Source organism: Sulfitobacter sp. 1A15258, assembly GCF_043557045.1.
Lineage (GTDB): Bacteria > Pseudomonadota > Alphaproteobacteria > Rhodobacterales > Rhodobacteraceae > Sulfitobacter > Sulfitobacter faviae.
On record NZ_JBIFFK010000010.1, the window covers coordinates 21,575 to 47,307 of the forward strand.

General features: G+C 59.3%; 27 protein-coding genes. 8 read left to right on the forward strand and 19 right to left on the reverse strand.

What is annotated here, in order from left to right; translation table 11 throughout:
* Positions 1–4 precede the first annotated feature (4 nt).
* The 10 genes from ACGYK9_RS16840 to ACGYK9_RS16885 form a co-directional block, all read right to left on the reverse strand.
* The gene (locus ACGYK9_RS16840) at positions 5–664 is read right to left on the reverse strand and encodes an aspartate/glutamate racemase family protein (RefSeq protein WP_394413958.1); all 660 of its coding nucleotides are present in this window, start codon (positions 662–664) and stop codon (positions 5–7) included.
* Positions 661–2,118, reverse strand: coding sequence for an amidohydrolase family protein (locus tag ACGYK9_RS16845; RefSeq protein WP_394413955.1), 1,458 nt, complete (start codon positions 2,116–2,118; stop codon positions 661–663). The genes ACGYK9_RS16840 and ACGYK9_RS16845 overlap by 4 nt, the downstream gene beginning before the upstream one ends.
* Entirely contained in the window at positions 2,108–3,550 is a 1,443-nt protein-coding gene (locus ACGYK9_RS16850) for an ABC transporter substrate-binding protein (RefSeq protein WP_394413952.1), read from the reverse strand. Before ACGYK9_RS16850 ends, ACGYK9_RS16845 begins: the two co-directional genes overlap by 11 nt.
* A complete protein-coding gene (locus ACGYK9_RS16855; RefSeq protein WP_394413949.1) occupies positions 3,547–4,581 on the reverse strand; it encodes an ABC transporter ATP-binding protein in 1,035 nt (344 codons plus the stop codon). Before ACGYK9_RS16855 ends, ACGYK9_RS16850 begins: the two co-directional genes overlap by 4 nt.
* The gene (locus tag ACGYK9_RS16860; protein WP_394413946.1) at positions 4,578–5,573 is read right to left on the reverse strand and encodes an ABC transporter ATP-binding protein; all 996 of its coding nucleotides are present in this window, start codon (positions 5,571–5,573) and stop codon (positions 4,578–4,580) included. The genes ACGYK9_RS16855 and ACGYK9_RS16860 overlap by 4 nt, the downstream gene beginning before the upstream one ends.
* Positions 5,573–6,445 (reverse strand): ABC transporter permease, encoded by an 873-nt coding sequence (locus tag ACGYK9_RS16865; RefSeq protein ID WP_168612353.1) that lies wholly within the window; start codon positions 6,443–6,445, stop codon positions 5,573–5,575. Before ACGYK9_RS16865 ends, ACGYK9_RS16860 begins: the two co-directional genes overlap by 1 nt.
* A gap of 10 nt (positions 6,446–6,455) precedes the next feature.
* Entirely contained in the window at positions 6,456–7,421 is a 966-nt protein-coding gene (locus tag ACGYK9_RS16870; protein ID WP_394413943.1) for an ABC transporter permease, read from the reverse strand.
* A gap of 70 nt (positions 7,422–7,491) precedes the next feature.
* Positions 7,492–9,051, reverse strand: coding sequence for an ABC transporter substrate-binding protein (locus tag ACGYK9_RS16875; protein WP_394413940.1), 1,560 nt, complete (start codon positions 9,049–9,051; stop codon positions 7,492–7,494).
* Between the two features lie 78 nt (positions 9,052–9,129).
* Complete coding sequence (locus tag ACGYK9_RS16880) at positions 9,130–9,522, reverse strand: VOC family protein (RefSeq protein WP_168612356.1); 393 nt, start codon at positions 9,520–9,522, stop codon at positions 9,130–9,132.
* 93 nt (positions 9,523–9,615) lie between these two features.
* Positions 9,616–10,263: a GntR family transcriptional regulator gene (locus ACGYK9_RS16885; protein ID WP_394413937.1), complete on the reverse strand. Its 648-nt coding sequence runs from the start codon at positions 10,261–10,263 to the stop codon at positions 9,616–9,618.
* A 79-nt stretch (positions 10,264–10,342) separates the two neighbouring features.
* On the opposite strand from ACGYK9_RS16885, the gene hydA reads away from it, so the two are divergent.
* Entirely contained in the window at positions 10,343–11,779 is a 1,437-nt protein-coding gene (hydA, locus tag ACGYK9_RS16890) for a dihydropyrimidinase (protein WP_394413934.1), read from the forward strand.
* Positions 11,780–11,821: 42 nt separating this feature from the next.
* On the opposite strand, the gene ACGYK9_RS16895 is transcribed toward hydA, so the two are convergent.
* Genes ACGYK9_RS16895 through ACGYK9_RS16905 form a run of 3 tightly spaced genes read right to left on the reverse strand, consistent with a single transcriptional unit; the run spans position 11,822 to position 14,782 of the window.
* On the reverse strand, positions 11,822–12,934 hold the full coding sequence (locus tag ACGYK9_RS16895; protein WP_394413931.1) for a C4-dicarboxylate TRAP transporter substrate-binding protein: 1,113 nt from the start codon (positions 12,932–12,934) through the stop codon (positions 11,822–11,824).
* Between the two features lie 28 nt (positions 12,935–12,962).
* The gene (locus ACGYK9_RS16900) at positions 12,963–14,273 is read right to left on the reverse strand and encodes a TRAP transporter large permease (RefSeq protein WP_394393805.1); all 1,311 of its coding nucleotides are present in this window, start codon (positions 14,271–14,273) and stop codon (positions 12,963–12,965) included.
* Positions 14,270–14,782 (reverse strand): TRAP transporter small permease subunit, encoded by a 513-nt coding sequence (locus ACGYK9_RS16905; RefSeq protein ID WP_394413928.1) that lies wholly within the window; start codon positions 14,780–14,782, stop codon positions 14,270–14,272. Before ACGYK9_RS16905 ends, ACGYK9_RS16900 begins: the two co-directional genes overlap by 4 nt.
* A 131-nt stretch (positions 14,783–14,913) precedes the next feature.
* Here ACGYK9_RS16905 and ACGYK9_RS16910 point away from each other — a divergent pair, with 131 nt between their 5' ends.
* Positions 14,914–15,810 (forward strand): LysR family transcriptional regulator, encoded by an 897-nt coding sequence (locus ACGYK9_RS16910; protein ID WP_394413925.1) that lies wholly within the window; start codon positions 14,914–14,916, stop codon positions 15,808–15,810.
* Between the two features lie 71 nt (positions 15,811–15,881).
* Positions 15,882–16,640 (forward strand): alpha/beta hydrolase, encoded by a 759-nt coding sequence (locus tag ACGYK9_RS16915; protein WP_394413922.1) that lies wholly within the window; start codon positions 15,882–15,884, stop codon positions 16,638–16,640.
* A 47-nt stretch (positions 16,641–16,687) separates the two neighbouring features.
* Here the strand turns inward: ACGYK9_RS16915 and ACGYK9_RS16920 are convergent, their stop codons facing one another.
* From ACGYK9_RS16920 to ACGYK9_RS16940, 5 genes are all read right to left on the reverse strand, one after another.
* Positions 16,688–16,984 (reverse strand): CcdB family protein, encoded by a 297-nt coding sequence (locus ACGYK9_RS16920; RefSeq protein WP_394413919.1) that lies wholly within the window; start codon positions 16,982–16,984, stop codon positions 16,688–16,690.
* On the reverse strand, positions 16,984–17,226 hold the full coding sequence (locus ACGYK9_RS16925; protein ID WP_209219515.1) for a type II toxin-antitoxin system CcdA family antitoxin: 243 nt from the start codon (positions 17,224–17,226) through the stop codon (positions 16,984–16,986). The genes ACGYK9_RS16920 and ACGYK9_RS16925 overlap by 1 nt, the downstream gene beginning before the upstream one ends.
* Before the next feature lie 1,243 nt (positions 17,227–18,469).
* Positions 18,470–18,982 (reverse strand): hypothetical protein, encoded by a 513-nt coding sequence (locus ACGYK9_RS16930; protein ID WP_394413915.1) that lies wholly within the window; start codon positions 18,980–18,982, stop codon positions 18,470–18,472.
* Entirely contained in the window at positions 18,975–19,505 is a 531-nt protein-coding gene (locus ACGYK9_RS16935; RefSeq protein WP_394413912.1) for a hypothetical protein, read from the reverse strand. Before ACGYK9_RS16935 ends, ACGYK9_RS16930 begins: the two co-directional genes overlap by 8 nt.
* Positions 19,506–19,832: 327 nt before the next feature.
* The gene (locus tag ACGYK9_RS16940) at positions 19,833–20,081 is read right to left on the reverse strand and encodes a helix-turn-helix domain-containing protein (RefSeq protein ID WP_271694085.1); all 249 of its coding nucleotides are present in this window, start codon (positions 20,079–20,081) and stop codon (positions 19,833–19,835) included.
* A 58-nt stretch (positions 20,082–20,139) separates the two neighbouring features.
* Between ACGYK9_RS16940 and ACGYK9_RS16945 the strand changes: the two genes are divergently transcribed.
* Positions 20,140–21,030 carry a tyrosine-type recombinase/integrase gene (locus ACGYK9_RS16945; protein WP_394413908.1) on the forward strand — a complete coding sequence of 297 codons (891 nt, stop codon included), beginning with the start codon at positions 20,140–20,142 and terminating at the stop codon, positions 21,028–21,030.
* A 36-nt stretch (positions 21,031–21,066) separates the two neighbouring features.
* Here the strand turns inward: ACGYK9_RS16945 and ACGYK9_RS16950 are convergent, their stop codons facing one another.
* The gene (locus tag ACGYK9_RS16950) at positions 21,067–21,657 is read right to left on the reverse strand and encodes a terminase small subunit (RefSeq protein ID WP_394413905.1); all 591 of its coding nucleotides are present in this window, start codon (positions 21,655–21,657) and stop codon (positions 21,067–21,069) included.
* A gap of 587 nt (positions 21,658–22,244) precedes the next feature.
* Here ACGYK9_RS16950 and ACGYK9_RS16955 point away from each other — a divergent pair.
* The 4 genes from ACGYK9_RS16955 (at position 22,245) to tnpB (ending at position 25,673) form a co-directional block, all read left to right on the forward strand.
* A complete protein-coding gene (locus ACGYK9_RS16955) occupies positions 22,245–22,430 on the forward strand; it encodes a hypothetical protein (RefSeq protein ID WP_394413902.1) in 186 nt (61 codons plus the stop codon).
* Between the two features lie 536 nt (positions 22,431–22,966).
* Positions 22,967–24,937, forward strand: coding sequence for a polysaccharide biosynthesis protein (locus tag ACGYK9_RS16960; protein ID WP_394413899.1), 1,971 nt, complete (start codon positions 22,967–22,969; stop codon positions 24,935–24,937).
* A 23-nt stretch (positions 24,938–24,960) separates the two neighbouring features.
* Positions 24,961–25,329, forward strand: a complete 369-nt coding sequence (tnpA, locus tag ACGYK9_RS16965; RefSeq protein WP_394413896.1) for an IS66-like element accessory protein TnpA — start codon at positions 24,961–24,963, stop codon at positions 25,327–25,329.
* Positions 25,326–25,673: an IS66 family insertion sequence element accessory protein TnpB gene (gene tnpB / locus ACGYK9_RS16970; protein WP_394379688.1), complete on the forward strand. Its 348-nt coding sequence runs from the start codon at positions 25,326–25,328 to the stop codon at positions 25,671–25,673. Before tnpA ends, tnpB begins: the two co-directional genes overlap by 4 nt.
* Positions 25,674–25,733: the final 60 nt, after the last annotated feature.

A 25,733-nucleotide genomic window follows, 5' to 3' on the forward strand; every position in this document is an offset into this window, starting at 1 on the left:
TCTCCTATCTTGTCTGTTGCAAGGCGACCCGGCCGATCGCCATGGCGGTGGCCGCCTGACAGGGCTCGATGACGGGCACGCCGAGGGTTGTTTCAAGCTCACCGCGAAAGGCGGTCATCCCGGCGCAGCCGAGGATCAACACATCCGCCCCCGCGCCATCGCGCAGCGAGGTACCGACGGTCTTCAGCCGCTCGAAGGTGCGGGTCTCATCGGCCAGTTCCAGCACGCCAAGCTCCAGCGGTTCGTCGCCCGCGAGCCGATCCATCACCCCCATGGCGCCGAGGTAGCGCATGTGCCGCGGGATCGAGCGGCGCAGGATCGAGATGATGCCGAAACGCTGGCCCAGCGTCATCGCCGTTAGCACCGCCGCCTCCGCGATGCCCAGCACCGGGCGGTCCGATTGTTCGCGCAGCGCCGCCAGACCGGGGTCCGAAAAACAGGCGACGACAAAGGCGCCGGCCTGATCTTCGAGCGCCGTGCAATGCGCCAGCATCGGGCCGACGACACCGTCGACATGGGCCTGCGTCTCGATCCCCGGGGGGCCTTCGGCCAGGGTCCGCGCCACGATCGGTACCGGGGAGGCCGCGCGCATCGGATCGACGGCGCGGTCGATGCCGTCGGTCACATGCTGGCTGCTGTTGGGGTTTATGATGTAGATGGTCATGGCTGGCCTTCCGTGCCGTGGGGGGTGCTGCCCCAGAAATTCGCGGGCAGATCGAGGTCCGCCCCGCCGCCGAGGCGGTCGATCATCCGCTCGGCCTGCGTGGCCGCTTCGCGCAAAGCCGCGCCTTCGTCGAGCCGCGTCGCACGGGCGTCGCGCAGCACCATCTCGCCGGCCACCATCACGTTGCTCACGTCGTTGCCGTTGGCAAAGCAGACCAGCCGGTGCACCGCCATGTTGCCGGGCTGCAGATGCGGTCGGGCGAGGTCCATGGTCACGATGTCGGCCTGCTTGCCGACCTCAAGCGAGCCGATGCGGTCTTCCATCCCGAGCGCGCGCGCTCCGTCGATGGTGCACATGGCCAGCACCTTGCCGATCGGCAGCACGTCGGCGTCGAGGAAGTGGCGGCGGTGGTAGTGCATCGCCTGCTGCATGTGCCGGAACATGTCGCCGGAGCGGTCGGGCGCGGTGGCGTCCGAGCCGAGACCGACGCAGACGCCCATGTCCATCATCTCGACCGCCGGGCAGCGGCCCGAGATCGAGGCATTGGCCGAGGGGTTGTGCGCGATCTTAGTGCCTGTTTCGGCGACCGCGGCCATCTCGTCGTCATGCAAGTCGATGCAATGCGACAGCAGGGCGTTCGGTCCCAGTACCCCGAGTTCCTTGGCCCGCCGGATCGAGCCGCGCCAGTGGCCGTCCTGGGTAAACACCAGTCCCTTGTCGCGGGCATGGGCCTGCACCGCTTGGGTCTGCGCGCAGGCGGCGGCGTAATCTTCCGGGGCCATGTCGCGTTCGTGTTCGTCGCGCAGGACGGGGTAGAGCATGGCGATGTTGATCCGGCCCGCGTGGGTGTCATGCCAGTCTTCGGCCACGGCTTTCGCGGTGTCGAACTGCCGCTCGAAGCTCACCGGATAGGGGCGCCGCTCGCCGGTCTCCCAATCGGCGTAAGTCAGCGGGTGTGGTGCGCGGGTGGGGCCCACGGCCACGACGCTGCGGGTGCCGACCTCCAGCACGCCTTCGCAATGCGCCGCGGCATAGGCGGGATCGTCGCTGCGCATGATCGTGTCGCCGCCGCCCAAGAGCGACACGCCGGTGGTCACGCCGAAGCGCAGCCGCTCGAGGGCGGCAAGCCGCGCTTCCGCACGCCAGAAATCGGGGGGCGAGATCTGTGTATAGACCTCGCCGCAGATCGCCTCCCAACGATCTCCCCCGTGCATGCCCATGGTCTTGATCAGACCATGGCCGGCGTGGGCATGCACATCCACGAGCCCCGGAAAGACGACATGGCCGGTGCAGTCGATGACCTCGGCGGCCTCGACCTGTTCGGCGAGTTCGGTGGCCCGGCCGATGGCCACGATCCTGCCGTCTTGGACGGCCACCGCACCGGTCTCGATCACCCGGCGAGCGGGGTCCATGGTGATGACGATGCCGCCAGTCAGAAGCGTGTCAGCCTGCATGGGCCACCTCCGGCAGATGCGGCAAGGCGGACACGTCGATCACCCCGTCGGCGGGCATGGCGAAATCGGGATGCTCCCCCGCGATGCCGATCACCCGCAGCGGGTTGTAGAGCGTGAGCCAGGCCGGGTCTTCCTGCAGCAGCGCGTAAGCTTTCTGCCAGACCCGCGCACGCGCATCGCGGTCGGGCATCACACGGCCCTTGTCGATCAGCGCCTCGATCTTGGAGTTGGCATAGCCCTGCCACCAGGAGCCGGCCACGCGGCTGTCGATCTTCTCGTACAGCACGCGGTAGGTGCTCATCGGGCTCGAGTCGAAAACGCAGAGATCGCGGATTTCCTTACGGCGGACCATGTGGGCGTAGTCTTCGCGCTCGGGGTGGATGTGCACGTTGAGTGTGATCCCCACCTCCTTCAGCTGTTCCCCAAGGGCGGCGGTCAGTCGCTCGGCCTCATCCGGCAGGCGCGTCGGGCAATCGACGTCGAGCGTCATTCCATCGCCGTGCCCCGCCTCGGCCAGCAAAGCGCGGGCGGTGTTACGATCCATCAGCGCACCCTGCCCCGTCCCGGCGCCGAAATGGTTCGGGCTGACGAAACCGCGCAAGGGACACGCGGCGCCCTGCAACACTGTTTGGATGATGGCCTCGCGGTCGACAGCGAGGCTGAGCGCCCGGCGGACGCGGGCATCAGCCAGCGGGCCGCTTGCGGCATTCAACAGGTAGATAATCGCGACGGGCGACAGGAATTCATGCCGCATGGTGCCAAGGCTGCGCGAGGCCGCGAAGTCGAGGCCATTGGCGACCTGCACCCTGCCGTCCGCCAGCATCGCCTGACGCTTGGTGGCGTCGGGCTCGAGCAGCCATGTGACCGTCTCATTCGCCGGGGTGCCGGAAAAATGCCCCGCTACCCGTTCGGCATTGATCCGCTCGGGCGTGATCTCGGTGATCTGGTAAGGCCCGCTCCCAATCTGAACACTGTAATCCCCCGCATCGAGCGCCGCGAAAGCCGAAGGTGCGACGATGAAGCCCTGCTCCAACACGTCGAGCAAATCCGCCATCGGCGCGGTCAGGGTAACGCGCATCCGCGTCGGTGCCAGAACCTCTAGCTTGGCTCCGCCCAGAAACTGCCGCCAGACTGCAGGCGCGCCCACGGTATAGCCTTTGTCCTCCCGCGCCATGCGATTGAGCGAGGCGGCCACCGCCTTCGCGTCGCAGGGGGTGCCGTCGTGGAAAGTCACGTCTGGCTGAAGCGTGAAGGTCCAGACGCGCGCGTCCTCCGACACCTCCCAATTCTGCGCCAGTGCGGGGACGAACCCCTGCCCGTTTCGTTTCGCCAGCGTGTCGTAGACCGCATGCAGCACCGTCAACTCGTCATTGGCGTCGGTACAGTCATGCGGGTCGTGAAGGCCCAGCCGGGCCTGTGCTATCAGGGTCATGAGACATCCCTTTCCGGCTCATCAATCAAGTGGCAGGCAACGGTCTGGCCGTCGCCGACATCGCGCAGGGCGGGCCGTTCAGCCGCGCAGCGGTCCCAGGCGAAGGGGCAGCGGGTACGGAAACAGCATCCCGAGGGCAGCGACAACGCCGAAGGCACCTCGCCCGTAAGCTCGATTTCCTCTTTATCCCGCTTTTCCTTGATGCTGGGTGCGGCCGAGAGAAGGGCGCGTGTGTAGGGATGACGTGGACGCGAGAACAGCACGTCGCGCGGGGCGTTCTCGACCATGAAACCGAGGTACATCACGCCGATCTTGTCGGCGATATGATGCACGACCGAGAGGTCATGGCTGATGAAGAGATAGGCGAGGCCGAACTCGTCGCGTAGGTCCTTCATCAGGTTGAGGATCTGCGCCTGGATTGAAACATCGAGCGCCGAGACCGGCTCGTCCGCGACGATCAGCCCCGGGGTGACCGAAAGCGCCCGCGCGATCCCGATGCGCTGACGCTGGCCGCCGGAGAACTGGTGTGGGTAGCGCCCGGCGTGTTCGGCGTTGAGGCCGACCTTCGCCAGAAGCGCTTCGATCCTCTTTGGCACCTCGCGCCGTTCAGCGGCGGTCTTGGTCTGCTGCAGCAGCGGTTCCGCCACGATATCGCGCACTTTCTGGCGCGGGTTGAGCGAGGCATAGGGGTCCTGGAAGATCATCTGCATCTTGGCGCGCACGGGCAACATCTGCGCAAAGTCGTGCTCGGCGACGTCCTCACCATCAATGCGCAATTCGCCGCCCGTGGGTTTGTAGATGCGCGCGATGGTCTTGGCGACGGTGGACTTGCCACAGCCGCTTTCGCCCACCAGCGCCATGATCTCACCGCGTGCGATGCTGAAGTTCACCCCGTTGACCGCGCGGACCACAGGCTTGTCGATCCGAGGGCCCTTCTTGCCAAAACGCAGTCGGTCGAGGACGGAGCCGCCTAAGGAGAAATGCATCTCGAGGTCGCGCACGTCGAGCATGGGTGCAGGGGCGTCGGTCATGCGGAGTCTCCGGGGCTGAGAGGAAAGTGACAGGCCGCCGATAGCGAGCCGCGCTGCGGCATCAGATCGGGTTCGATTTTCGCGCAAAGGGCCTGCGCGCGCGGGCAGCGGTCGCGGAAGTTGCAACCCCGGGGCAGGTTTCGAATATCCGGTACGGTGCCGGGGATCTGTTTCAGCCGTTCGTGCCGGTTGCCGAGGTCCGGGATGCTGTCGATCAGCCCGCGCGTGTAGGGATGCGCCGGGGCCTCGATCAACTCGCGGGTGCGGCCACGCTCGACCACATTGCCGCAATAGAGCACGGTGATGTGGTCTGCCATCTCGGAGACCACGGCGAGGTCGTGGGTGACGAGGATCATCGAGGCCCCCTTCTCGGCGATCTGGCGGCGCATCAGTTTCAGGATCTGGCTCTGGATCGTTACATCGAGCGCCGTCGTCGGCTCATCGGCGATGATCAACCGGGGCCGCGCCAGAAGCGCGATGGCGATCACCACGCGCTGGCGCATCCCGCCCGAGAACTGGTGCGGATAGGCCTTGAGCCGCTCCGCCGCGCGGCTGATGCCGACGCTTTCCAGCATCTCGACGCAGGCCGCGTGACGCGCCTCGGCGTCCAGGTCGCTGTGCAGGCGCAGGACCTCGTCCATCTGCCGGCCCACCGTATGCAGCGGGTTGAGCGAGGTCATCGGGTCTTGGAACACCATCGAGATGTCACGCCCCCGGATCTCGCGCAGCCGGGTCTCCCCGGCCTTCACGAGGTCTTCCCCGTCGAGCAGGATCTCACCGCTCTCGATCTTGCCAGGGCTGTCGATCAGCCCGAGGATCGAGAAGCCGACAACCGACTTGCCGCCGCCGCTTTCGCCCACGAGGCCCATGACCTCGCCCGCCGCGATGTCGAAGCTGACGCCGTTCACGGCTTTCACCGTGCCCGCGAAGGTGTGGAAATGGGTTCTGAGGTTCCGGACCTCGAGCAGTTTCTGCTGTGCCGTGTCGCGCATCATTTCAGCCTCGGGTTCAGTTCGTCGCGCAGGAAATCGCCAAAGAGGTTGATGCCGAAGACCAGCATCATGATTGCCACGCCGGGAAAGACGCTGGTCCACCACAGGCCGGAGAACAGCACGTCGAAACCGTTCTTGATCAGCAGCCCCAGCGACGGCTGGGTGATCGGCACGCCGACCCCGAGGAAGGACAGCGACGCCTCGATCAGCACGAAGGTGCCCACTTGGATCGTCGCGATGACGATGAGTGGCGTCAGCACGTTGGGCAGCACGTGTTTGCGGATGATCTTGTGGTTCGGCAGGCCGGCGACTTTAGCCGCCTGCACATATTCCTTCTCGATCTCCGACAGGGTCGAGCCGCGCACGGTCCGGGCATAGACCACCCATCCGACGGCCGTCAGCGCGATCAGCACCTTGTCGATCCCGGTGCCCACGGCAGACATCAGAAACAGCGCGATCAGGATTGAGGGGAAGGAAAGCTGGATGTCGGCGATGCGCATGATGACGCTGTCGACGATGCCGCCGTAGAACCCGGCGATCAGGCCCAGAAGCGTGCCGATAAAACAGGAGGCCGCCATCGCCACCAGCCCGATGAACAGCGAGATCCGCGCGCCGTAGAGGATTGAGGCCCAGACGTCGCGCCCCTGCCCGTCGGTGCCGAGCCAGAACTGCGGGTCGCCCCCTTCAAGCCAGAAGGGCGGCTTGTAGCTGTCCATCAGGTTCAGTGCCGCGATGTCGTAGGGGTCCTGCGCCACGAGGAAGGGGCCAAGCAGCACCGCGAGGGCAAAGAACGCCATCAGCGCGCTGCCGATCATCGCCGAGGAACTGCGGCGGTAATTGTAGAAAAACTCGGATTGGAAGAATGCCGTCATGTCACCGCCCTCATTTCAACGTGATGCGCGGGTCGATCAGCGTGTAGACGATGTCGACGAGGAAATTAATGATGACGAAGATCAGCGCCACCAGCATCAGGTAGACGACGATCACCGGGCGGTCGGCGCGGTAGATGCTGTCGATCAAAAGCTTGCCCATGCCGGGCCAGGAAAAGATCGTTTCGGTGATCGTGGCGAATGCAATGAGATCGCCCAGTTGCAGGCCGAATATGGTTATGACCGGAATGAGCGCGTTCTTCAGCCCATGTTTGTAGAGCACGTCGCGGCGGGTGGCGCCCTTGGCGCGGGCGAACTTCATGAAGTCCTGCCGCCCCACTTCCATCATGCCCGCGCGGGTCATGCGCAAGAGGATTGCCATGGTGGCGAGCGAGAGGGTCACTGCCGGGAGAATGATGTGGTGCCAGCCGTCGGCGGTCAGCAGGCTAATGCGCAGCCCGAAGATCTCGGCCGTGTCGCCGCGCCCCGAGGAGGGGAAGATCCCCCAATGCACGGCGAAGAGGAAGATCAGCACCATGCCGACCCAGAAGCCCGGCAGCGAGATGCCCAGAAGGGAGCCCGCCATGATCGTGCGGCTTATGCGGGAATTCGGGTTGGCCCCGGCATAGACGCCAAGCGGAATGGCCACCGCAAGCGCCAGCGCCATGGCGACCAGGACCATCTCGACGGTGGCGGGGAGACGCTCCAAGATCAGCGTCATCGCGGGCTGGCGGAAGACGTAGGAATTGCCGAAATCGCCCTGCACGAGGCTCGTGATGAAGCGCCCGTATTGCACCAACAGCGACTGGTCGAGCCCGAGGATGCGGCGCGCCTGTGCGATCTCGGCATCGGTGGCGTCGATCGGCACGACCATGAACACCGGATCGCCGGTGAAACTCATCATCAAGAAGACGATCACGGAGACGATCCAGAGGACAAGCGTCATCTGGATCAGACGTTTGAGCAGATATCCGAACATCGGGGGCGGTCTTTCGGCAAGGAAAAGAAAGACCCCGGCAGCGCAGGCCGCCGGGGTCGGAGGCTGCGGCTTACTCCGCCACGTCCATGTCATAGGCCCAGATGAACTTGTCCACACGCGGCTCCAGCATCACGCCGTCACGCTTGGCGTAGATGTCCTGCTCGTAATGCACGGGGATCATCGGGATGTCGTTCAACAAGAGCTTGGAGGCTTCCTGCAGGTACTGGTCACGCTCCTCGATGCTGGGGGTGGCGTCGGCCTTGTCGACCAGCGCGTCGAGCTCGGGGTTGGAGTAGGAACCGCGGTTGACCTGCCCGTAGCCTTCCTTTTTGTCGCGGGTGTAGAACAGCGCGCCATACATGGAGCCCGCATCCCCCGCCGGCACGTCCCAGCCCGACATGATGAAGCTGGAGTTCTCCGTGGGCACGCGGATGTAGCCCCAGAAGTTTGACTTCGGCATGATGTTCAGCTGCAGGTCGATGTTGATCTTGGCCAGCATCGAGGCCAGCGCCTGCGCGATCTGCGCGTCGTTGACGTAGCGATTGTTGGTGGCGTCCAGCGTCATGGTGAAGCCGTCGGCATAGCCCGCCTCGGCCATAAGCTCTTTCGCCTTCTCGATGTCCACCGGGTACATCTCGCGGAAGCTCATGCCGTCGGCATAGCCGATGTGGCTTTCGGGGACATATTGGTCGCTCGGGGTGGCCAGACCGTTCATAACGATCTTGTTGATCGCGTCGGTGTCTATGGCCCGCGCGATGGCCTCGCGCACTCGCTGGTCGGTCATCGGGTTGTCGCCCTCGATGGTCGGGGATTTCTCCCGGGTATCCATGGCCAGCACGACATTCAGTAGGCTCGGGCGGGTGACGACCTCAAAACCCTCTTCGCGTTTGACCCGATCCACATCCCGCACCGCGAGGTCTTGGATCACATCCACCTCGCCGGTCAGCAGCGCGGCTGTGCGGGTCGCAGGGTTGCTGATCGGGCGGAAGGTGACCGTGTCGATCTTCGGCTCGCCGGCCCAGTAGTCATCGAAGGCCGAGAGCACCAGCTTCTCTTCCTTGATCCAGCTTTCCAGCTTGTAGGGGCCGGTCCCCATCGGCTCGAGGTCCATCTTCTCGTCGCCGGTGGCTTGGGTGTATTCGCTGTCGAGGATCAGCAGCTCCGCCAGATCGTTGGGCAGTACCGCGTAGGGCTTGGGTGTCTTGATCTCGACGGTGTAATCGTCGACCGCCGTGATCGAGGCGATATTGGCCACAAGGTCCGGGCGGATCGACTCGCGCGCCTTCTCGACGGTGAAGACCACGTCCTCGGCGGTGAAGTCGTTGCCGTTGTGGAACTTCACGCCCTCGCGCAGCTTGAAGCGCCATGTGGTGTCATCGACATTCTCCCAGCTTTCGGCGAGGCCGGGCCCGAAGGACAGATCGGCGCTGCGCTTCACCAGCGGATCATAGAGGTGGTAATACATGATGTTGGACGACAACTCCTCGCCCGCCAGCGGGTAGAGGTGGCTCGGGTCCGCGGTAAGGCCGATGGTGACCGATTTCTCGGCCAGCGCCGCGCCCGCCGTCGTGGCCATCAGGGCCAGACCGAGGGCGCTGGCACGCAGCGCGGTTTCACTGAGATATTTCATGGGTAGCTTCTCCACTGTTGGATGGGTGACGGGGCCACTTGGCGGGCCCTCATTCATTATGGCGACGGATGATCGGCGTCAGTGGCCCGGGCGGGCAGTCTGCACCTCGATCTGATAGCCCTCGGGATCGTTCATAGCGAAGGCGCGGATGCCCAGCTCATCACTGTCAAACATCTTGGTTAGCCCTGCGACCTTGTTGGCCTCGGCCCAAGCATACCAAGCGTCGACATCCGGCACGCGCAGGCAAAGCTGAACGGTCTTCTTCTCCTGCCATTTCTGCATGCCGCGTGTCTCATCCACGAGACCGACATGGGCCTGGCCGTCGATCCGGTAGATCTTGGACCACCCCTGATCGATGGCGAGCGTCAGGCCCAGCACGTCCTCGTAGAAGCGCATCGCTGTCGGCAAATCGCGGTAATACTGAAAGGTGATCGCGAGAACGATACCGCCCTCGGGTCGTTGCGCCTGCATGGAATCCCCACTGCGCTCCTAATTGGTATCCATACGGTATACACTCGGAATGCTGAGTCAACCACCTTTGCGCCGGCGCTGCACCACGGGGGATCAGAACGGATGATAAATGTGCGAAATGATCGATTCTCGAACATTGCTGAGATGCAGCTTCATTGCAGCGCTGGCAGCTTCCGGCTCCCCGGCGATGACCGCGTCGATCAAAGCGATATGTTCCTCGCACCCCGGCACCAGACGATCGGGGATCGAACCTTGATCATACATACCGGTTTTGACCTTAAGGCTTTCGATCAACTCAATCAAAAGATTGGAGCCTGCCATCTCGGCAAGGATGAAATGAAGCCGCATATCCAGAGCCGAATGCTCTGCCGCTGTGGGGCGCGGTCCGTCTATAAATCCTTGCATTCTAATGCGAATATCATTCAGTTCGGCAGTGGGTCTACCCGAGGACGCGGCTTTGCGCGCCGCCTCACATTCCAGCAGGCTACGCACATGCAGGATCTCCATGATCTCATTTAGGGACACGCTTGAGACCACCGGCGCGCTACCTGCGCTGCGCTTTGCAAGACCTTCGCTGACCAGCTGACCGATTGCCTCTCGCACTGGTGTGCGCGATACGCCCAAACGGTCGGCGAACTTCTTTTCGCTCAGCCGCGTGCCCGGCTCAAGCGTGCCGTCCAAGATCATCGCCCTCAGCCGTTTGAAGGTGGCATCCCCGAGCGTTTCGATTTTATCGGTCATGTTACCTCCTCCCGGGGCTAAGAGCCCGCCTCCGCCGCGATATATCTTTTATCGGTATACCATATGGTATACGCATGGTATGATTATTTTCACCACCCAGATACTGCATATCGTCGAGGTTGCCATGCAAAGCAAACAGATTGACACCGTCATTCGTGGCGGGACCGTTGTAACGCCCATAGGCGCTGCGGTTCAGGACATCGCCATCGCGGATGGTAAAATCAGTGAGTTGAGCAGCACCATCACATCCTCTGCCCCGACAGAAATCGACGCGCGCGGCCTCTTGGTATTGCCCGGTGGTGTAGATACCCACTGCCATATCGAACAGATGTCCGGCGCGGGGTTGATGAATGCCGATACGTTCCGCACCGCCACACGCTCTGCCGCGATGGGCGGAACCACGACCACCGTTTCATTCGCCGCGCAGCACGCGGGCCAGAAGATGCGGAAGGTCGTGGGGAACTATGCCGCGCTTGCCAAGAAGGGCGCGGTGATCGATCACGCATTTCACATGATCGTCGCCGACACGGGCAATGGCAATCTGGCCGAAGACATCCCGGCGCTGATCGCCGAAGGGCACCGTTCGATCAAGATATTCACCACCTACGCCAAGGTTCGTCAGAACGATAAATCTATCCTCGATATCCTTGCTTTGGCGCGGGATGCAGGCGCGCTCGTCTGTTTTCACGCCGAGAATGACGGGATGATCGGCCATATGACCGAAAAGCTGCTGGCCGAGGGCAAGACCGCCCCGAAATACCACGCCGCCTCTCACCCACGCGAGGCAGAGATTGAGGCGATTGAACGGATGTGCCGTTTTGCCGAATTCACCGGGGCGCGGGTGATGATCTTTCACGTCTCGACCCGCGAAGGAGCTGAGATCATCCGGCAGGCCCGCGCGCGTGGGGTGATGGTGCAGGCGGAGACCTGTCCGCATTACCTTTTCATGACCGAGGATATTCTGGACAGCGAGCATCCGGCCCGCTTTATGTGCTCCCCTCCGCAGCGCAGTACTGAGGACCAGGCCGCTCTTTGGGAGGCAATGGCCGATGGCACGATTGAGCTGATCACCTCAGACCATGCGCCCTACCGGATGGACGCAAGCGGCAAGTTCGCCCATGGGGAAAACGCGCCATTCAATCAAATCGCCAATGGGATGCCGGGGCTGGAGACGCGCTTGCCGCTGATGTTCAGCGCGATGGTGAGCAAGGGACGCATGGATGTCGAAGCATTCGCCAAAGTGACCGCCACCGCGCCTGCGCGAGCCTTTGGTCTGGATGGCAAAGGCGCGATTGGCGAAGGCTTCGATGCTGATCTGGCGATTTGGGATCCTGAGGCTTCTTACACCTACGGCGCCGATGATCTGCATGACAACACCGGGTACAATCCCTTCGAAGGCACTACCGTCAAAGGCATGCCGCGCCATGTGCTTTCTCGGGGTGAGCTATTGGTCAGGGACCGGGCGCTGGTCACCGAAGCGCCGCGCGGTCGATGGTTGCCAATGCGGGCGGGCTAAGGGGCGCCATTGCGGCGCCCCTACCCTTCTGCGCTCTAAAGCTTAGTTCATGCCGTAGTTTGCACGGTCTAGCTTGTCATAGATCTCGCTTTTTGCCAGAGCCGCGAGCGCCTCGGTATCGGTGTGATCCACATCGGCCAGCAGTTCGGCCCAGCGGTCCACAATGCGCTTATAGTCTTCCAGCAGAGACTCGGGGTTCTCGATCCCGCGGCTTTTGGCGTTTTCGATCAGCACGGCTTCGTCCGCTTTGACGAATTCCGCCAGCGCGTCTTTAAGAGCTTGGTCGGGCTCGAAAACTTCCATACCGCCTTCTTTCGCAGCAGAGACCGCTTTGTCGACGTCCTTGTCGAACTCAACCCGGTGCTGCGCCAAATAATAGGCCATTTGGTCAAACAAAACGTCGCGCGATTCTTGCGACAGACCCTGCCAAAACGTCGGATTATAGCCCCACTCGAAACCGGCGTAGTAGTTGCCGACGGCCAGCATGTTCAGATGCGTGACTACATCGGAAAGCGAAAAGGAATCGAGCGCGTCAGCGGCCGCCACGGCGCAATCGAGCGAGCCTGTATCGAGGCCTGTGTACATCTCGCTGGAGGGGATCGACACGGGCACGGCGCCCACATGTTCGGCAAAACGCGACCAGGCGCCCCCGGCCATGCGCAGGCGTTTGCCTTGAATGTCATCATAGGTAGCAACGGGCGTGTTGCACATCATATAATATTCAGAGGTCGAGTAGCCGCCGCCGAATACCACGCCATTCTCTTTCCACTCGGCCAAGGCGGCTTCGTTGGTGAGGCCAAACTCGGTCGAGGCGAAGGCCATGACCATCGGGTCAGTATTGTAAAAGGCGAAGTTGCCGATCAGGTTCGCGACAGGCAGTTCGGACGGTGTATAAGTGCCCGCGTGATAGGTCACCTGTGCCACGCCATCGCGCACGCCTTGCAGTGAAGCTGCAGGCGGCAGCAGGGAGCCGCCAGCGAAGACGGTGAAATTCACCTCCCCATTGGTTTCTTCGGCCACACGTTCGGCAAATTCCACGTAAGGACCGCGCACCATCGAATGGCGTTCCGCAAAGAAGTGGTTGGCGTTCTGGGCTGCGGCGGCGGTGCCGAGGCCACAGACCGCGAGGGCCAGTATGGATGTGTTGAGTTTCATGTTGTCGTCTCCTCCGGTTAAAAAAGCGTTACTGCGCCATGAGCGAGGGCAGGAACAGGCTGATCGCGGGAAAGGCGATCAGGATAAAAAGCGTCACGATGTCCATGGCGATGAACCATGTCGTGCCCGAGATGATGTCGCGCAGCTTGACCTCGCCCGAGAGCGCGCTGTGCAGGACATAAAGGTTCAAGCCGACAGGCGGTGTCACCAGCCCGATCTCCAAAAGCTTGATGCAAATGATGCCGAACCAAATGAGGTTGATGTCTGCGGCCTCAAGCACCGGGAGCAGGATCGGTAGCGTCAGCAGAATGAGACCGATGGAGTCGATCACCATTCCCAAGATGACGAAAAGCGCGGCAATCATCAGGATGATCACGATCTGATTGTCCGACACCGACAGCATCATATCCGTTAGGGCGCGCGGTACGCCCGACAGCCCCATGAAGCGGGTGAACATCACTGCGCCGATGGAAAGGAAAAAGATCGAAGAGGTCGCGAGCGTTGTCTGGCGGATCGCCTCGGCCAGCGCTTTGCGGGTCAGCGAGCGGCGCAGCAATGCAACCGTCGCGGCAAGGAATGCACCCACGGCACCGGCCTCCGTTGGGGTGAAGAAACCACCAAAGATGCCACCCAAGACGCCGAGCACCAGCACAGGAAATGGCCAAACGGACCAAAGCAGGCCCAGCACTTGCGCCCGGTCGATCCGTTCGACCACGGGCGGAGCCAGCTGGGGTGTGACCGTGGCGCGCACGGTGATCATCGCCATATATACGAAGGCTGAGAGTACACCGGGAATGACGCCCGCGATGAAGAGCTGGCCGATCGATTGCTCGGTGAAAATGCCGTAGAGCACCATGAGGATCGACGGCGGGATGAGAGAGCCTAGCGTGCCTGAGGCCGCGACCACACCGGTGGCCAGCGAGGGGTGATATTTCGCCTTCAGCATCTCCGGCACGGCGATCTTCGACATGGCGGCGGTGGTCGCGATGGAAGAGCCGGAAGCAGCCGCGAAAAGCCCGCAAGCGCCGACACTGGCCGAGGCCAGACCGCCAGGCACCCGCGCCAGCAGCACCCGCAAAAGGTCAAACGCGCCTGCGGTAAGTCCGGTATTGGCGGCGATGAAGCCCATGAAGAGGAACATCGGGATTGCCGTCAGCGACCAGTCTCCGATCAAATTGAATGGCATGGCGCTGACGATGCCAAAAGCGGCTTGCAGGTTGAACATCACCGTGATGCCCACAAAGGACACCGCCATAAGCGCCGTCCCGATGGACATCCGAAAGGCCAGCAGACCGAACAACGTGCCCACACCGATCCAGCCGATAACGAGATTACTCATGACATGCCCCCATCAAGGTCGGACTGGGTGACAGGCTGCCCGCGCAGCACCAGCAGACCCCGCAGCAACGCGGCGAGACTGGCAAGGCCGAAGCCGAGCGGCAGAACCAAACGTGAGGGCCAGACGATGACCTCACGCCCGCCCATCACGACTTCGCCCACACGCAAGGCGCGTATCGCGTCCAGCCCGGTGCGCCATGTCATTACGGCCAAGATGGCGGCGGCGGCCAGGCAGCTAAAGAGCAACGCGAGTTTCTGAAGCCAGGCGGGGAAGTGATTGAACAACAGATCGACGGAGATTTGCTGGTCCTGCATCTCGACAAAGGCCATCGGCAGCATGACCAGCGCGACCATATAGTAGTAGGACGACATCTCGACCGTGCCTTGGATCGGCGCGTTCCACACCAGTTTAGCGACGACATCCGCCACGATGTTCAGCATCATCGCGATGACGCCAAAGCCGCCGATAAACATCAGCCAAGAGCATAATCTGTTGAACAGCGTCAGCATCGGGCCTCCTCCCCATACCAAGACGGGAACCCGGCCCGTAATTCCGATTCAACCTCTCCGCTGAAGGGTCAGTTGACAAATAGCGATGGTTGATCGAGTGATAACGAAACGCGATCAACACGGAAACATTAATGAACGACGGCAGGAAACCCACAAGGCTCGACCTCCGACATCTGCGATACGCTTTGGCCGTGGCCGATGCCCAGGGCTTCCGCGCCGCAGCCGAGATGCTCAATATCGCGCAGCCGGCCATTTCGAAAGCCGTGAAAGACACTGAGGTGGATTTGGGGTTTCGGATATTCGATCGCAGCGGGCCGCGCGTGATCCCCACACCGGAAGGCGTCGTTTTCCTCGACGATGCGCGCCAGACGGTCGCGCAGTTCGAGCGGACAATCCGCGCTTCACGCCAGAATGCTGCCGGGGCCCGTGGGCATATCATCGTGGGCTATTCCGCCCTCGCCACCTCACGGCAAATCTCGGAAGCGCTGGATGCCTTCCACCGCAGCGTCCCCGGCGTGCAGGTCGAGATGCATGTCATGTCCACGGATAACATGCTAAAAAATCTGAAGTCCGGCGTGATCGACCTCGGCTTTTTGTTGTCTCATCCCACCGTGGGTGCTCCGGGGATCGACCAAATGCCCGTCTGGAGTTCGCGCATTGGCGTGGTCGCCCCCGCAGGCGAAGCCCCCGCGCGCGTGGCTGATTTGTCGAAGATGCCTTTCGTTATGGGGCTGCGGGAAAATTGGCGCTCATGGCGCGCGCTGCTCGACAGCGCTTGCGATCGCGCGGGCCTTACCCCCATGGTGGCAGATGAGGCTTGGGACGTGCAGGTGATCTTGCAGCGCGTGGCCGAACACCGCGGCGTCACGCTTTTCCCCATGAGCATGGCCGAGAGCCTGCCCGCCGCGCTGGAGATGGTGCCGATAGCAGGGCTGGATGCAGAGGCGACGATCTCGATGGCATGGAGCATCAAAGCAGATACCGGGCTGTTGCGTCAGTTCCGCAACCACTTCCCGCCGCTTGATTGATCGCGTTCGGTTATCGCACGATACCACAAGTCTATTTGCGTAACACAGCGATAGCGCGATCTTATGCGCCTATGAAACAAACCCCGATCGCCCCCTTCGACCTGCCCGAGGCGCAGCCTTTTCTTCTCGAAGGCAGCGATACCGGATTTCTCTTTTTCCACGGCTTCACCAGCACGCCGCAGAGCGTGCGCGAAGTCGCAGAAAAAGTACATGAGATCAGCGGCGCGACGGTGTATTGCCCGCGTCTTGCGGGCCATGGCGAAACCCCTGCCGCCTTGGCAAAAACCGGTCAAGCGGATTGGGTCGCCTCTGCTGAGACCGCTCTCGTCACACTCTCGACACGCTGCTCGCGGGTGATCGTCGGCGGGCTTTCCTTGGGCGCGACGCTATCGCTCAACCTCGCCGCCAGAATGCCCGATAAGATACAGGGCGTGGTCAGCATCAACGGCTCAACAGGCCTCTACCGCCCCGAAGTTGTAACACCGCTCTACGACGCTGATGGGCCCGCGTTCATTGACGGCATCGGCTCCGACATCGCCGAACCCGGGAGGACCGAAATCTGCTATGATCGGATCCCACGCGATACGCTTAAAGAGCGGTTTCTGCTGACCAATGCGACCGGCGCCTTGCTGCCGCTGATACGGCAGCCGATCCAGATTATGCAGTCGCGATGCGACAATGTCGTCGACCCACAAAACGCGCTGCGGATCGCGACCTCAGTGGGGTCAAGTGAGATACAATTAAACTGGCTAGAGCGGTCTTACCATGTGGCGACGCTGGATTATGATCGAGGCGAGATTGCGCGGCGGATTGCTGGGTTCTTAGCGTAACCGGATCCGAAAACGCGCGGAGGAGAAGGCTGGTCAAATTGGCCTGTTCAAAACCCCAAAAAGACCATGTCGAGCGCACCGCGGATTTCATAGTCTGATGCGGAAAGGTCGGCGATGGGAGGACCTTTCAGCAACGCAGAGGGGATCGCCGCCATCTCTGCAGTATGCAGGACATATGCATCGCCGTTAATCTCGAACACTGGCTCGAGGCGTCCTATGACCCCCGGCCCGCCTGCAATTGGGATCAAAGGTGCGACGACGCGGGAGCCGGTGTCGATGAGATCCGTTTGGAGGTCGAGGACAAACCGCCCGCCAGATACTTGGTAGACGTGGAACTGCGCCATCAGCCGAGCCGCAGCACCTGCAAGTCTGCCAATGGCATCCGATGGGCGTCAATCCAAGCGCGGCGCTCTGAGATTGCCGCCGCGTTATCTGACGCCCAAGCTGCGGCCCGTGCTGCACGCACCGCTTCTCCGACAGCAGCATCGCTGATCGCGGAGACGTTCAGGCCCAACTCCCGGGCGGCCGTGAGGTTCTCTGCCGTCAGGGTGATATTGGTGCGCTGTTTTTCGGCTGTGGTCTGCATGCCATCCTCCTATATCACATAGTAAATACACATGAATGGTGTGTAATGCAATGGATCACAGATTGCTTCCCTAGTCGCGCGAATGCCCTGGCGGGTTGCAGGAGGCGCGTTTTTCACCCGATCTCTGAGCCTCGTTAGGCGGATCGACCCGCGCGCCGCTGGTGTTGCAAGTTATCGGAGCTTTGGTGGGGCAACTGCTGTGTCACTTGATCGAGCTGCGAACGGGCACACTGAGGCCCGTTGAGTTTGAGAACATCAAACATAGAACCACCGGGATGCAACCATATGGCGTGCTTAAAGCCGTTTCGGGAAAATAGGTTCCCACGTTGGGCTTGAGCCACGTATGGGACGAAAGCTTCTCTAGGAGCAAGTTCCGCAAGGGAGCAACGGCTTCAGCTCCGTATGCAGCGCTTAAAGGTGGATGCGCGGGACACCGATAATTTCGTTAGGCTCTGCTTTTCCTGCGATTGCGGTGTCATTCTCGCGGAACCAGCGGCAACGGGCTCCAAAAACGTCCCGTTGCCATACCTGCAGACCTGGGAGTTCGCGCACCAGGGCGGCTATCTGCGATTTAGCTTCACAGTTGAGCGCACTCACCTAGGACTATCTTATCGTCCAATTAGTTGATGCTTTCCGGCGCCGCAGCCCGGCAAACTGCTGCAGGTACCAGACCTGTATGTAAGTTGTCCGCATTGCACATCGACAGTCAACCAGCGCCCTGCCCTACAGGCCCTTTTCGAGCATGGCGGGTTCTCTCCAACACCACCTAAAGGAGTAAAATAGTTCGTTTCGGGAAACGGCATTCGACGAGAAATGCGCAAATCATTGAACCACGAGTGCGCAAGCCAACTATATACCTCGAAGACAAGGCGACCTCTCGAAAAACTATAAACTCTGAACGCCCCGCGCGAGCCTTGCTTCACGATACGAACGCTCCGTGTCGCGTTCTAACAGCTGGAACTACAGCGCCGGCTTGCCCAGACAAACACTGGGATGGGAAACGATTGAGATATGACTTCAACCCCTTTCCCCAGATGAGAAGAGACGCCGGCTCACAGCGAAGGAGGCGGTTCCAGTTGCTGTTGACAAACTGTGTATGGCAAAGAGCATTTCGGGGCGAAGACCGGCTTCGCCCCGAAAATGAATGATCCATAATGTCAAATAGCGTGCCGCGAAAAGCAATGACCGCTTTGTGACGGCAAATCCGTTACTTCCTTATGCCCGCCTCAAAGCGCGATCCGCGCTACTTGCCGGGTGGATAAGGATCGTCTTTGACAAGCGCCTTGATATAGGCAGCTTGCGCTTTCTTCCTGCTGGTCTCGGCTTCGCGGCGATAGCGCTTCAGGAGATCAGCCTTTTTCCAGTAGGCTTTCCAGAATGCTGCCTCCTGCGCAGCTGCGACTGCCGCGGCGACATCCACAGTTTGCGATAAGACGATTTCCCGCATTGCTGGGACGTCAAGCACCACTTGCCGGAAGTCGTCAATCGTAACAGCATCTGCTCTCGCACCGCCAAAAAGGTGCTCGCGCTCGGCTGCGCTGGCGCGCTCAACTCGCGCCTCAGCTTCCGCCAACGCCCATGCCAACCGGGTCACTTCATGAGTCACGTAGCTTGCCGCACATTGTCCGGGGTTGTTTAGAATCTCGCGGTAAATCTTGAGCGTTTGCTCGCTCGGCACGGGAGCAGTTAGCCCGTGCCGTCTGGCATTTTGCGATGGGTCAGAGCGCGCACCGCCGATTTCATCGCGCTTATCCATTTTGCCGCATCCTTGGGGCAATGACACGGAGAGCGTCGAAATCATCCAGAAGGTCGCGGCGACGCTTTTCCAAGCTTTCGATGCGCTTTTCATGATGGCTCAAACCCTCCGCGAGTGTTTGATAGGCACGCGCGTAAAGCTCATCGAGCGTTGTGCCCGCGGCCTGCAACTTTTCCTCCGCTTTCACCTGGCGCGTCGGGTCCTCCCCCACCAGATCTCGCGCGAGTTTCAAATGTCTTTGCTCAACATCTGGCCGGATTACAAAACGGCCAGATGAGAAATAGCCTGCCGCGAAATCGCGAACAGCTGCCATAAGACGCGTATCGCGCAGCCGTCGATGCTGCTCCAGCTCCATTTCCAGAATAGCGATTTCACTAGCACGGCGGCGCTCCAGCGCGCTGCGGGCTTGGAGGGTGTCATGAACCTCACGAACAATCTTTTGATGGTTTTCTCGACTTCCCCCAAGCGCGACGGGGAGGCGTTTGTGTTGCACAGCAACGGGATCTTTGGGCTTATTTGTCATTTCTGGGTTCCTTGCGACGGGATAAATTTTCTCAGATGCTACCTTTGCCGGTGGCGGCAAAGAGCCGAATTGAGACGCAAGGCGGCGCACGCGCAGGTGCTATGACGCCAAAAATTGATGTGGGAAAACCGGAATTGCGCATTGGTGCGTCCCTGCAAACAGCAGAGGGATTGGCATCATGCACATCACCCCTACTGAGCGGAAATCGAACCTAGCACATCATGCGCACGGTATGTGTCTCACACACTACATATGGAGACTGCAGCGCGCAAGCTCTTTGGCAGTAAGCTCTGAAACGCGTGCCATGCTGCCGCATTAAAGGCGGCTTCAGGAAACAGTTGTGTAAAACCGCAGGCCGGGCGCGTCGTCAGGGGCGCCGATAAACTCAATCCCGGCAGCCTCAAAACAGGTACGGAGTATTTCGAGGTTGTTTTTGCGCGATTTGGGCACCGTAGCTTCGGCCATTTCATAGCGCACAATCGTCGCAGTACCGATACCTGTGGCATCGGAGAGGTCCTTAACTGACCAATTCAGCGCGGCGCGCGCTGTCCTTATTTGCTGACCCGTGATTGACATAGTGTTAGTTATGATCTATTTTTTATCATAACTGAACTATTCTTACCGGAGACCGGGCATGTTGGATTGGAGCAAAGCATTAGAAACTCTCGATGGGGCATATTCCGATGCAACGATGCGCGCATATCATTGTGATGTGCAAGCCTATGTCACTTGGTGTGCGCAAGAGCGGCTTGATCCCTTTCCTGCAAGTGTTGCGCAGGTCTGCTCATTTTTGGAAGCCGAAGGCAGGCAAATGGCGCCCTCGAGTGTAAGGCGCCGCCTATATGCGATCCGCAAGATTCACAGGCTCTTGGGTCTTGCTGACCCGACACATGACGAAGCGATAAATCTAGCCTACCGCCGGGTGCGCCGCGCTAGACCAGTCCGCCCTCAGCAGGCCCGGGGATTGACTGCTCTGCACCTTGAACGTTTTCTGGCTGTCCAGCCAAAGACACCTTGGGGAATGCGCAACACAGCCATGCTGTCTTTAGGTTATGAACTGATGACCCGCAGATCAGAGCTCGTTGCATTGCGCGACGACGATATCACGCTGCGGAGCGATGGCACTCTTCGAGTACTGATCAGGCGCAGCAAAGCGGATCAAGAAGGTCAAGGGCGCATCGCCTTTACTTCGGCCGATACGGCTTGTCGCGTTTTGGATTGGCAGGCTTGGCGCGGTCCACGCACTGAATGGCTCTTCTGCCCAATCTATCAAGAACGCCCGGTAGATCGCAGCCTCAGCGACACAACCGTCAAGACGGTTGTCAAAACAGCCGCGAAAAAGGCAGGCTATTCTCCTGAAGAAGTTCGGGCGTTCAGCGGACACTCTATGCGTGTAGGCGCAGCCCAAGACCTTCTGCGCAAAGGCTTCGATACCGCTGCCATTATGAGGGCCGGAGGCTGGAAGTCCGTGAATGTGCTTGCACGCTACCTAGCGTATGCTGAGCAGAACGTTTGGGAAGCCTGAGCCCCCGCCGACAATACCTCAGATATCGTCGCGGGACTATTTATAAAGCTTCCGTAACGCCACTTGGTCAGCGCTCATTTGCGCCACCCGCGCTGCAGCCAAAAGCTTCCTATCCTCGTTGCGTTTGATGCGAGGGCCGAGCATACCCAGATGTCGCATCAGAAGCTCTAGGAAGTTTAGGCGATCCGTCAGTGAAAGTTTGACCCTATTGCGCCCGCTGTTGTCGGCCCCCGCGTCCACTTTGAGAGACCGCACGAGGCCCTTCCGCCAAACCTCGGGCCACTCAGCGACAGGCTTGAGTTGATTACTTTCATCATAGATATCGTCAAGATCTGCCTCGAGCAAGTCTCGGGTCCATTTCAAAACTGCCTCTCGCATTTCTTCAGCGCGGCAATGAAGCTCTTCGTTGCGGGCTTTGAGAGCGGCTTGAATGTTGCGCTGGTTAAGCAACTTCATGGCGAGCGCTTTTCCATTCCGTCCCGCAAAGCCAGCAATGCGAAGCGCCTTCACTGGGTCAAAGTCATGGCGGTAGGCTTCGACGAAAATCGCTTGTTCGAGTGTCAGGCGGTACCGCATCGCCCAAAGCGCAACATCGGCGACAACAAGATCACTTGGCTGCATGCTCATGCCGAAAGCCCTCCCATCCCACCATCGTAAAGCAGAGCCTCATACCCCCCGGCCTTCCAGCCAAACCTCGCCACAGCCTCACGAACACTGTTCAATGGGATGCCCGGGTAGGCGCTTGTTGGGTAGGACGGATCAGAAACCAGTTCCATATCGGTTCCTAAGCTTCGAAAATGGATCATCATGGGGCTCCATAGCAAAGGGGCACCCCACGGATGTGTCGGCGCCCAGTTTACAGGCGACCGAAGCACATCATGCGCTAACGATCTACTTAAACCCTATATGATGTGCCCATCAGGAGCAAGAAGCGGTTTGTCGGATTGTAGAGCCTATACAGATTGCCCGAAAGCTCAACAAGCATTCTTGAGCTGCGGCCCGGCGGCTGTCGTTACGGTGCTTCACAGCTTGCCGCTACGCCTATGTTAAACATAGCGCCCTACTGACGCAGCATACAGCCTGTCTAGCCTGGCCAACGGCGGCCTATCTCGTAATGTCGCCAGCAGACCCTGCGTAAACTTTAATCGCTATGCTTGTAGTCTAACCAAAGGACGGTTTAAAGAACGGAGAGACTATTTTAGGGATCTATAGCTATGCTTCGCACCGTTATCGTTAGTGATTACATCCATGTTCAGGGAACCTTTGTGCGTGCTTTGGACGATGGTGATATCATCATCTGCACTGGCAATCGTAAATTCCTCGGCAAACCGATCAATCCTCCGAGCCCTTCTGAGGTGACTCCGGCAACCCATACCTGCGAAAAAAATACCGCCGTTTAGTTTCATCGAAAAAATGGCTATTTGGAGAAATCTTGAGAACTCTTTTCGGCATGAGTGCGCGATCTTGGGCGGGAGAGAGTGTTTTGCTTGATATTCTTACAGGTATTCAGATCACCATCGCCGAACCCCATGAAACAAGGACTCCATTTGAGTTTATTAGCGCCTAGTGAAGAACATTACAGTAGTTGTACGATTCGCTCGGGGCCAAGACCTAGTCAGGATAGGGTCCAACCAAGGTCTCAGCGGTTCACAACTATAAGCTGAGAAGGCTTAAAAAGAGGCGGACCAGGTCTGAAAAACCTGTGAAATTTTTCCGATCTGATGTAAAATCGCGCAGCCGCGGAATCGCCGGGGAAGCTCCGGCCCGGCTGGCAGGCCGACGATCAGACCTAAAGGCAACGCTACATTCTTGTTATTACGGCCTACCTCGAGCTGTTTCTAGCTACGGCGGTCGGCAAGTTTATTATTTGGAAGTTGTTTTAATGCAGAATCACGTATCGTACCTTTCTAGCTTGAGCAGGCGAACGAAAATAGTCTTGCAGTTAGCAGTTGACGCTTGTCTGATCGTCCTATCGTTTGTTTCCGCGATGGTGCTACGCCTCGAAAGCACAGCCTTCCTTTCTCAAATAGACCTGTGGTGGTCGCTCGCCGTGGCCACCGTAGCGGCGCTGATTGCCTTTCGCCACCTTGGCCTTTACCGCGCACTCGTCCGATTTATCGCAGAAAAGACCCTTCTTAAGATCGGCAAAGGTGCCGTGATCTCTGCAGTCGCTTTGTATGCAGCTAGCGTTGGGTTTGACGCATTAGTGCCTCGCTCTGTCCCATTCATCTTTGCGATATTCATATTCTTGTCTGTCGGAGGATTGCGACTATTTACCCGTAATCTATTTCGGAATCCCAAACAGTTACGCAAACAGCCTGTCATTATCTACGGTGCTGGCGACGCAGGGTTGCAACTGGTGAGTTCCCTCTCCCACGGCCAAGAATATGCTCCTATGGCTTTCGTAGACGATGACCCAAAACTACAAAACATGACCGTTGGCGGACTTAACGTCTACGCACCCGATCGCGTGCCGTACCTCATTGAAAAAACCCACGCAAATGTCGTCTTGTTGGCAATTCCGAGCATCAGCAGAGCGCGGCGCCGAACTATTGTAAAGAATCTTGAAGACCATCAGGTCGAGATCAAAACAATACCAGGAATACCTGACATCATCACTGGCAAAGCCAAAATTTCTGAACTACGCACTGTGTCGGCTGAAGATCTACTCGGGCGTGATCCTGTTGTACCGGACCCCAATCTGTTTCGAAAGAACATCACTGGAAAGGTGGTGATGGTTTCCGGAGCAGGTGGATCGATTGGTAGCGAACTCTGCCGTCAAATCTTGAACCAGACGCCATCGACCTTAGTCCTCTTTGAAGTTTCCGAGTTTGCCCTTTACACCATTGAGGCCGAGGTATCCGCAACTGCTAAGCGTCTCAAGATTCCTTCGAGGGTAATACCTATTCTTGGCTCAGTTCAAAACAGCCAACGTTTGGAAGCAGCAATCAAAGCTTTTAGGGTCGAGACGATCTACCATGCAGCGGCATACAAGCATGTCCCCTTGGTGGAAGAAAACATCGTGGAGGGCGTTCGGAACAACGTATTCGGCACACTCACGATCGCCCTCGCAGCAAAGAAGTACGACGTCGAGAATTTTATTCTGATTTCCACTGATAAGGCTGTGCGTCCGACTAACGTCATGGGGGCGACCAAACGCATTGCAGAGTTAATCTGTCAGGCTCAGGCAGCGGAAGGATCAAATACAGTCTTTTCGATGGTGCGTTTTGGAAATGTTCTAGGCTCATCGGGATCGGTCATCCCCAAGTTTAGATCTCAGATCGAGAACGGGGGGCCTATCACGGTTACGCACAAAGACATAACCCGTTACTTCATGACGATCCCCGAAGCGGCTCAGCTGGTAATTCAAGCTGGCGCCATGGGCCGCGGAGGAGACGTCTTTGTTTTGGATATGGGCGAGCCAGTCAAAATTCTGGATCTCGCATTTAGCATGGTAAAGCTGCACGGATTAACGGCCTACATGGTCGATCAACCCGATCAGGTTTTGCCCGAAAAGGGTGATATTCCAATTTATATCGCGGGCCTGCGCAAGGGCGAGAAACTCTATGAAGAGCTACTCATCGGCAACAATCCAGCTCTGACCGATCACCCCCGTATTATGACAGCCTCAGAAGTATCTCTTCCTATGGATCAACTGATGAAAGTCTTGGATCGCCTATTTCATTCATGCACAGATTTCAATATACCGGAATTAATTTCCATCTTGCATGAGTTGCCGTTAGAGTACTCACCGCAAGAAGATAAAATATCAGATCTAATATCTTTGTCAGAGCAGAGCAATTATTTGAAGCGCGATGGATCGGTTCAGCGTAAGCGCCCGATTGTTACCGCCTGCCGCGTGAACCCATACTCACTTAACTACTGTCGTTATTGTCGTCGTTACTGACGTCGTATGAGATGGGATGAGATATGCGTCATGAAGTGATTGTCGACGTTGAGCGAAGGCGCCGTTGGCGCGAAGAGGAGAAATTATCGATCCTCGAAAAGGTTGGCTTAAATGGCGCAACAGTCAGTGATGTTGCGAGATGTCATGACATTACACGCCAGCATATCTACCAGTGGCGCCAGGAACTTCGGCGTAAAGGGGTTTTACCGCGGACTTCGGAGACGGTTTTTCTGCCGCTGCCTTCGCCTTCTCGCGAGGAGCCGGGGCAGTCAAGAGATCGGCAACACTTGGAGATCGAAGTCGTGCTTGGAAATGGTCGCAAGCTGCGCTGTGCCAGTGATCTGCCATTAGAGCGCGTCCAGCAGCTCATTCGGGCAGTTGAGGCAGCATGATCGGGCCCGGAACCGGCGTCCGTGTGTATCTGGCGTGCGGTGTGACGGACATGCGCAAAGGGATCGCAGGTTTGTCCGCGATGGCTCAAGATGTATTGCGCCAGAAGCCCACGGGCGGTGCTGTGTTTGCCTTCCGGGGTCGGCGCGGGGACCGGGTGAAGCTTCTGTACTGGGACGGTCAGGGGTTTTGCCTCTATTATAAAGTTCTCGAACGCGGCCGCTTTCCTTGGCCGAGTGCGGAAGACGGAGCCTTGCGGTTGACCTCTGCGCAGCTTGCAATGCTCTGGAAAGGCATTGACTGGCGACGCCCCGCTTGGGGCGCTCCGCCTGCGCGCGTGGGGTGATTTTAGCTTCTAATCTGCTATATTTATATGGTGTTTGCGGCTAATTTTTGGTAGTCAGGC

Coding starts and splice junctions, on each gene's coding strand:
- ACGYK9_RS16840 (WP_394413958.1), bottom strand. CDS start 664: ATGACCATCTACATCATAAACCCCAACAGCAGCCAGCATGTGACCGAC.
- ACGYK9_RS16845 (WP_394413955.1), bottom strand. CDS start 2,118: ATGCAGGCTGACACGCTTCTGACTGGCGGCATCGTCATCACCATGGAC.
- ACGYK9_RS16850 (WP_394413952.1), bottom strand. CDS start 3,550: ATGACCCTGATAGCACAGGCCCGGCTGGGCCTTCACGACCCGCATGAC.
- ACGYK9_RS16855 (WP_394413949.1), bottom strand. CDS start 4,581: ATGACCGACGCCCCTGCACCCATGCTCGACGTGCGCGACCTCGAGATG.
- ACGYK9_RS16860 (WP_394413946.1), bottom strand. CDS start 5,573: ATGCGCGACACGGCACAGCAGAAACTGCTCGAGGTCCGGAACCTCAGA.
- ACGYK9_RS16865 (WP_168612353.1), bottom strand. CDS start 6,445: ATGACGGCATTCTTCCAATCCGAGTTTTTCTACAATTACCGCCGCAGT.
- ACGYK9_RS16870 (WP_394413943.1), bottom strand. CDS start 7,421: ATGTTCGGATATCTGCTCAAACGTCTGATCCAGATGACGCTTGTCCTC.
- ACGYK9_RS16875 (WP_394413940.1), bottom strand. CDS start 9,051: ATGAAATATCTCAGTGAAACCGCGCTGCGTGCCAGCGCCCTCGGTCTG.
- ACGYK9_RS16880 (WP_168612356.1), bottom strand. CDS start 9,522: ATGCAGGCGCAACGACCCGAGGGCGGTATCGTTCTCGCGATCACCTTT.
- ACGYK9_RS16885 (WP_394413937.1), bottom strand. CDS start 10,263: ATGACCGATAAAATCGAAACGCTCGGGGATGCCACCTTCAAACGGCTG.
- hydA (WP_394413934.1), top strand. CDS start 10,343: ATGATTATTTTCACCACCCAGATACTGCATATCGTCGAGGTTGCCATG.
- ACGYK9_RS16895 (WP_394413931.1), bottom strand. CDS start 12,934: ATGAAACTCAACACATCCATACTGGCCCTCGCGGTCTGTGGCCTCGGC.
- ACGYK9_RS16900 (WP_394393805.1), bottom strand. CDS start 14,273: ATGAGTAATCTCGTTATCGGCTGGATCGGTGTGGGCACGTTGTTCGGT.
- ACGYK9_RS16905 (WP_394413928.1), bottom strand. CDS start 14,782: ATGCTGACGCTGTTCAACAGATTATGCTCTTGGCTGATGTTTATCGGC.
- ACGYK9_RS16910 (WP_394413925.1), top strand. CDS start 14,914: ATGAACGACGGCAGGAAACCCACAAGGCTCGACCTCCGACATCTGCGA.
- ACGYK9_RS16915 (WP_394413922.1), top strand. CDS start 15,882: ATGAAACAAACCCCGATCGCCCCCTTCGACCTGCCCGAGGCGCAGCCT.
- ACGYK9_RS16920 (WP_394413919.1), bottom strand. CDS start 16,984: ATGGCGCAGTTCCACGTCTACCAAGTATCTGGCGGGCGGTTTGTCCTC.
- ACGYK9_RS16925 (WP_209219515.1), bottom strand. CDS start 17,226: ATGCAGACCACAGCCGAAAAACAGCGCACCAATATCACCCTGACGGCA.
- ACGYK9_RS16930 (WP_394413915.1), bottom strand. CDS start 18,982: ATGGATAAGCGCGATGAAATCGGCGGTGCGCGCTCTGACCCATCGCAA.
- ACGYK9_RS16935 (WP_394413912.1), bottom strand. CDS start 19,505: ATGACAAATAAGCCCAAAGATCCCGTTGCTGTGCAACACAAACGCCTC.
- ACGYK9_RS16940 (WP_271694085.1), bottom strand. CDS start 20,081: ATGTCAATCACGGGTCAGCAAATAAGGACAGCGCGCGCCGCGCTGAAT.
- ACGYK9_RS16945 (WP_394413908.1), top strand. CDS start 20,140: ATGTTGGATTGGAGCAAAGCATTAGAAACTCTCGATGGGGCATATTCC.
- ACGYK9_RS16950 (WP_394413905.1), bottom strand. CDS start 21,657: ATGAGCATGCAGCCAAGTGATCTTGTTGTCGCCGATGTTGCGCTTTGG.
- ACGYK9_RS16955 (WP_394413902.1), top strand. CDS start 22,245: ATGCTTCGCACCGTTATCGTTAGTGATTACATCCATGTTCAGGGAACC.
- tnpA (WP_394413896.1), top strand. CDS start 24,961: ATGCGTCATGAAGTGATTGTCGACGTTGAGCGAAGGCGCCGTTGGCGC.
- tnpB (WP_394379688.1), top strand. CDS start 25,326: ATGATCGGGCCCGGAACCGGCGTCCGTGTGTATCTGGCGTGCGGTGTG.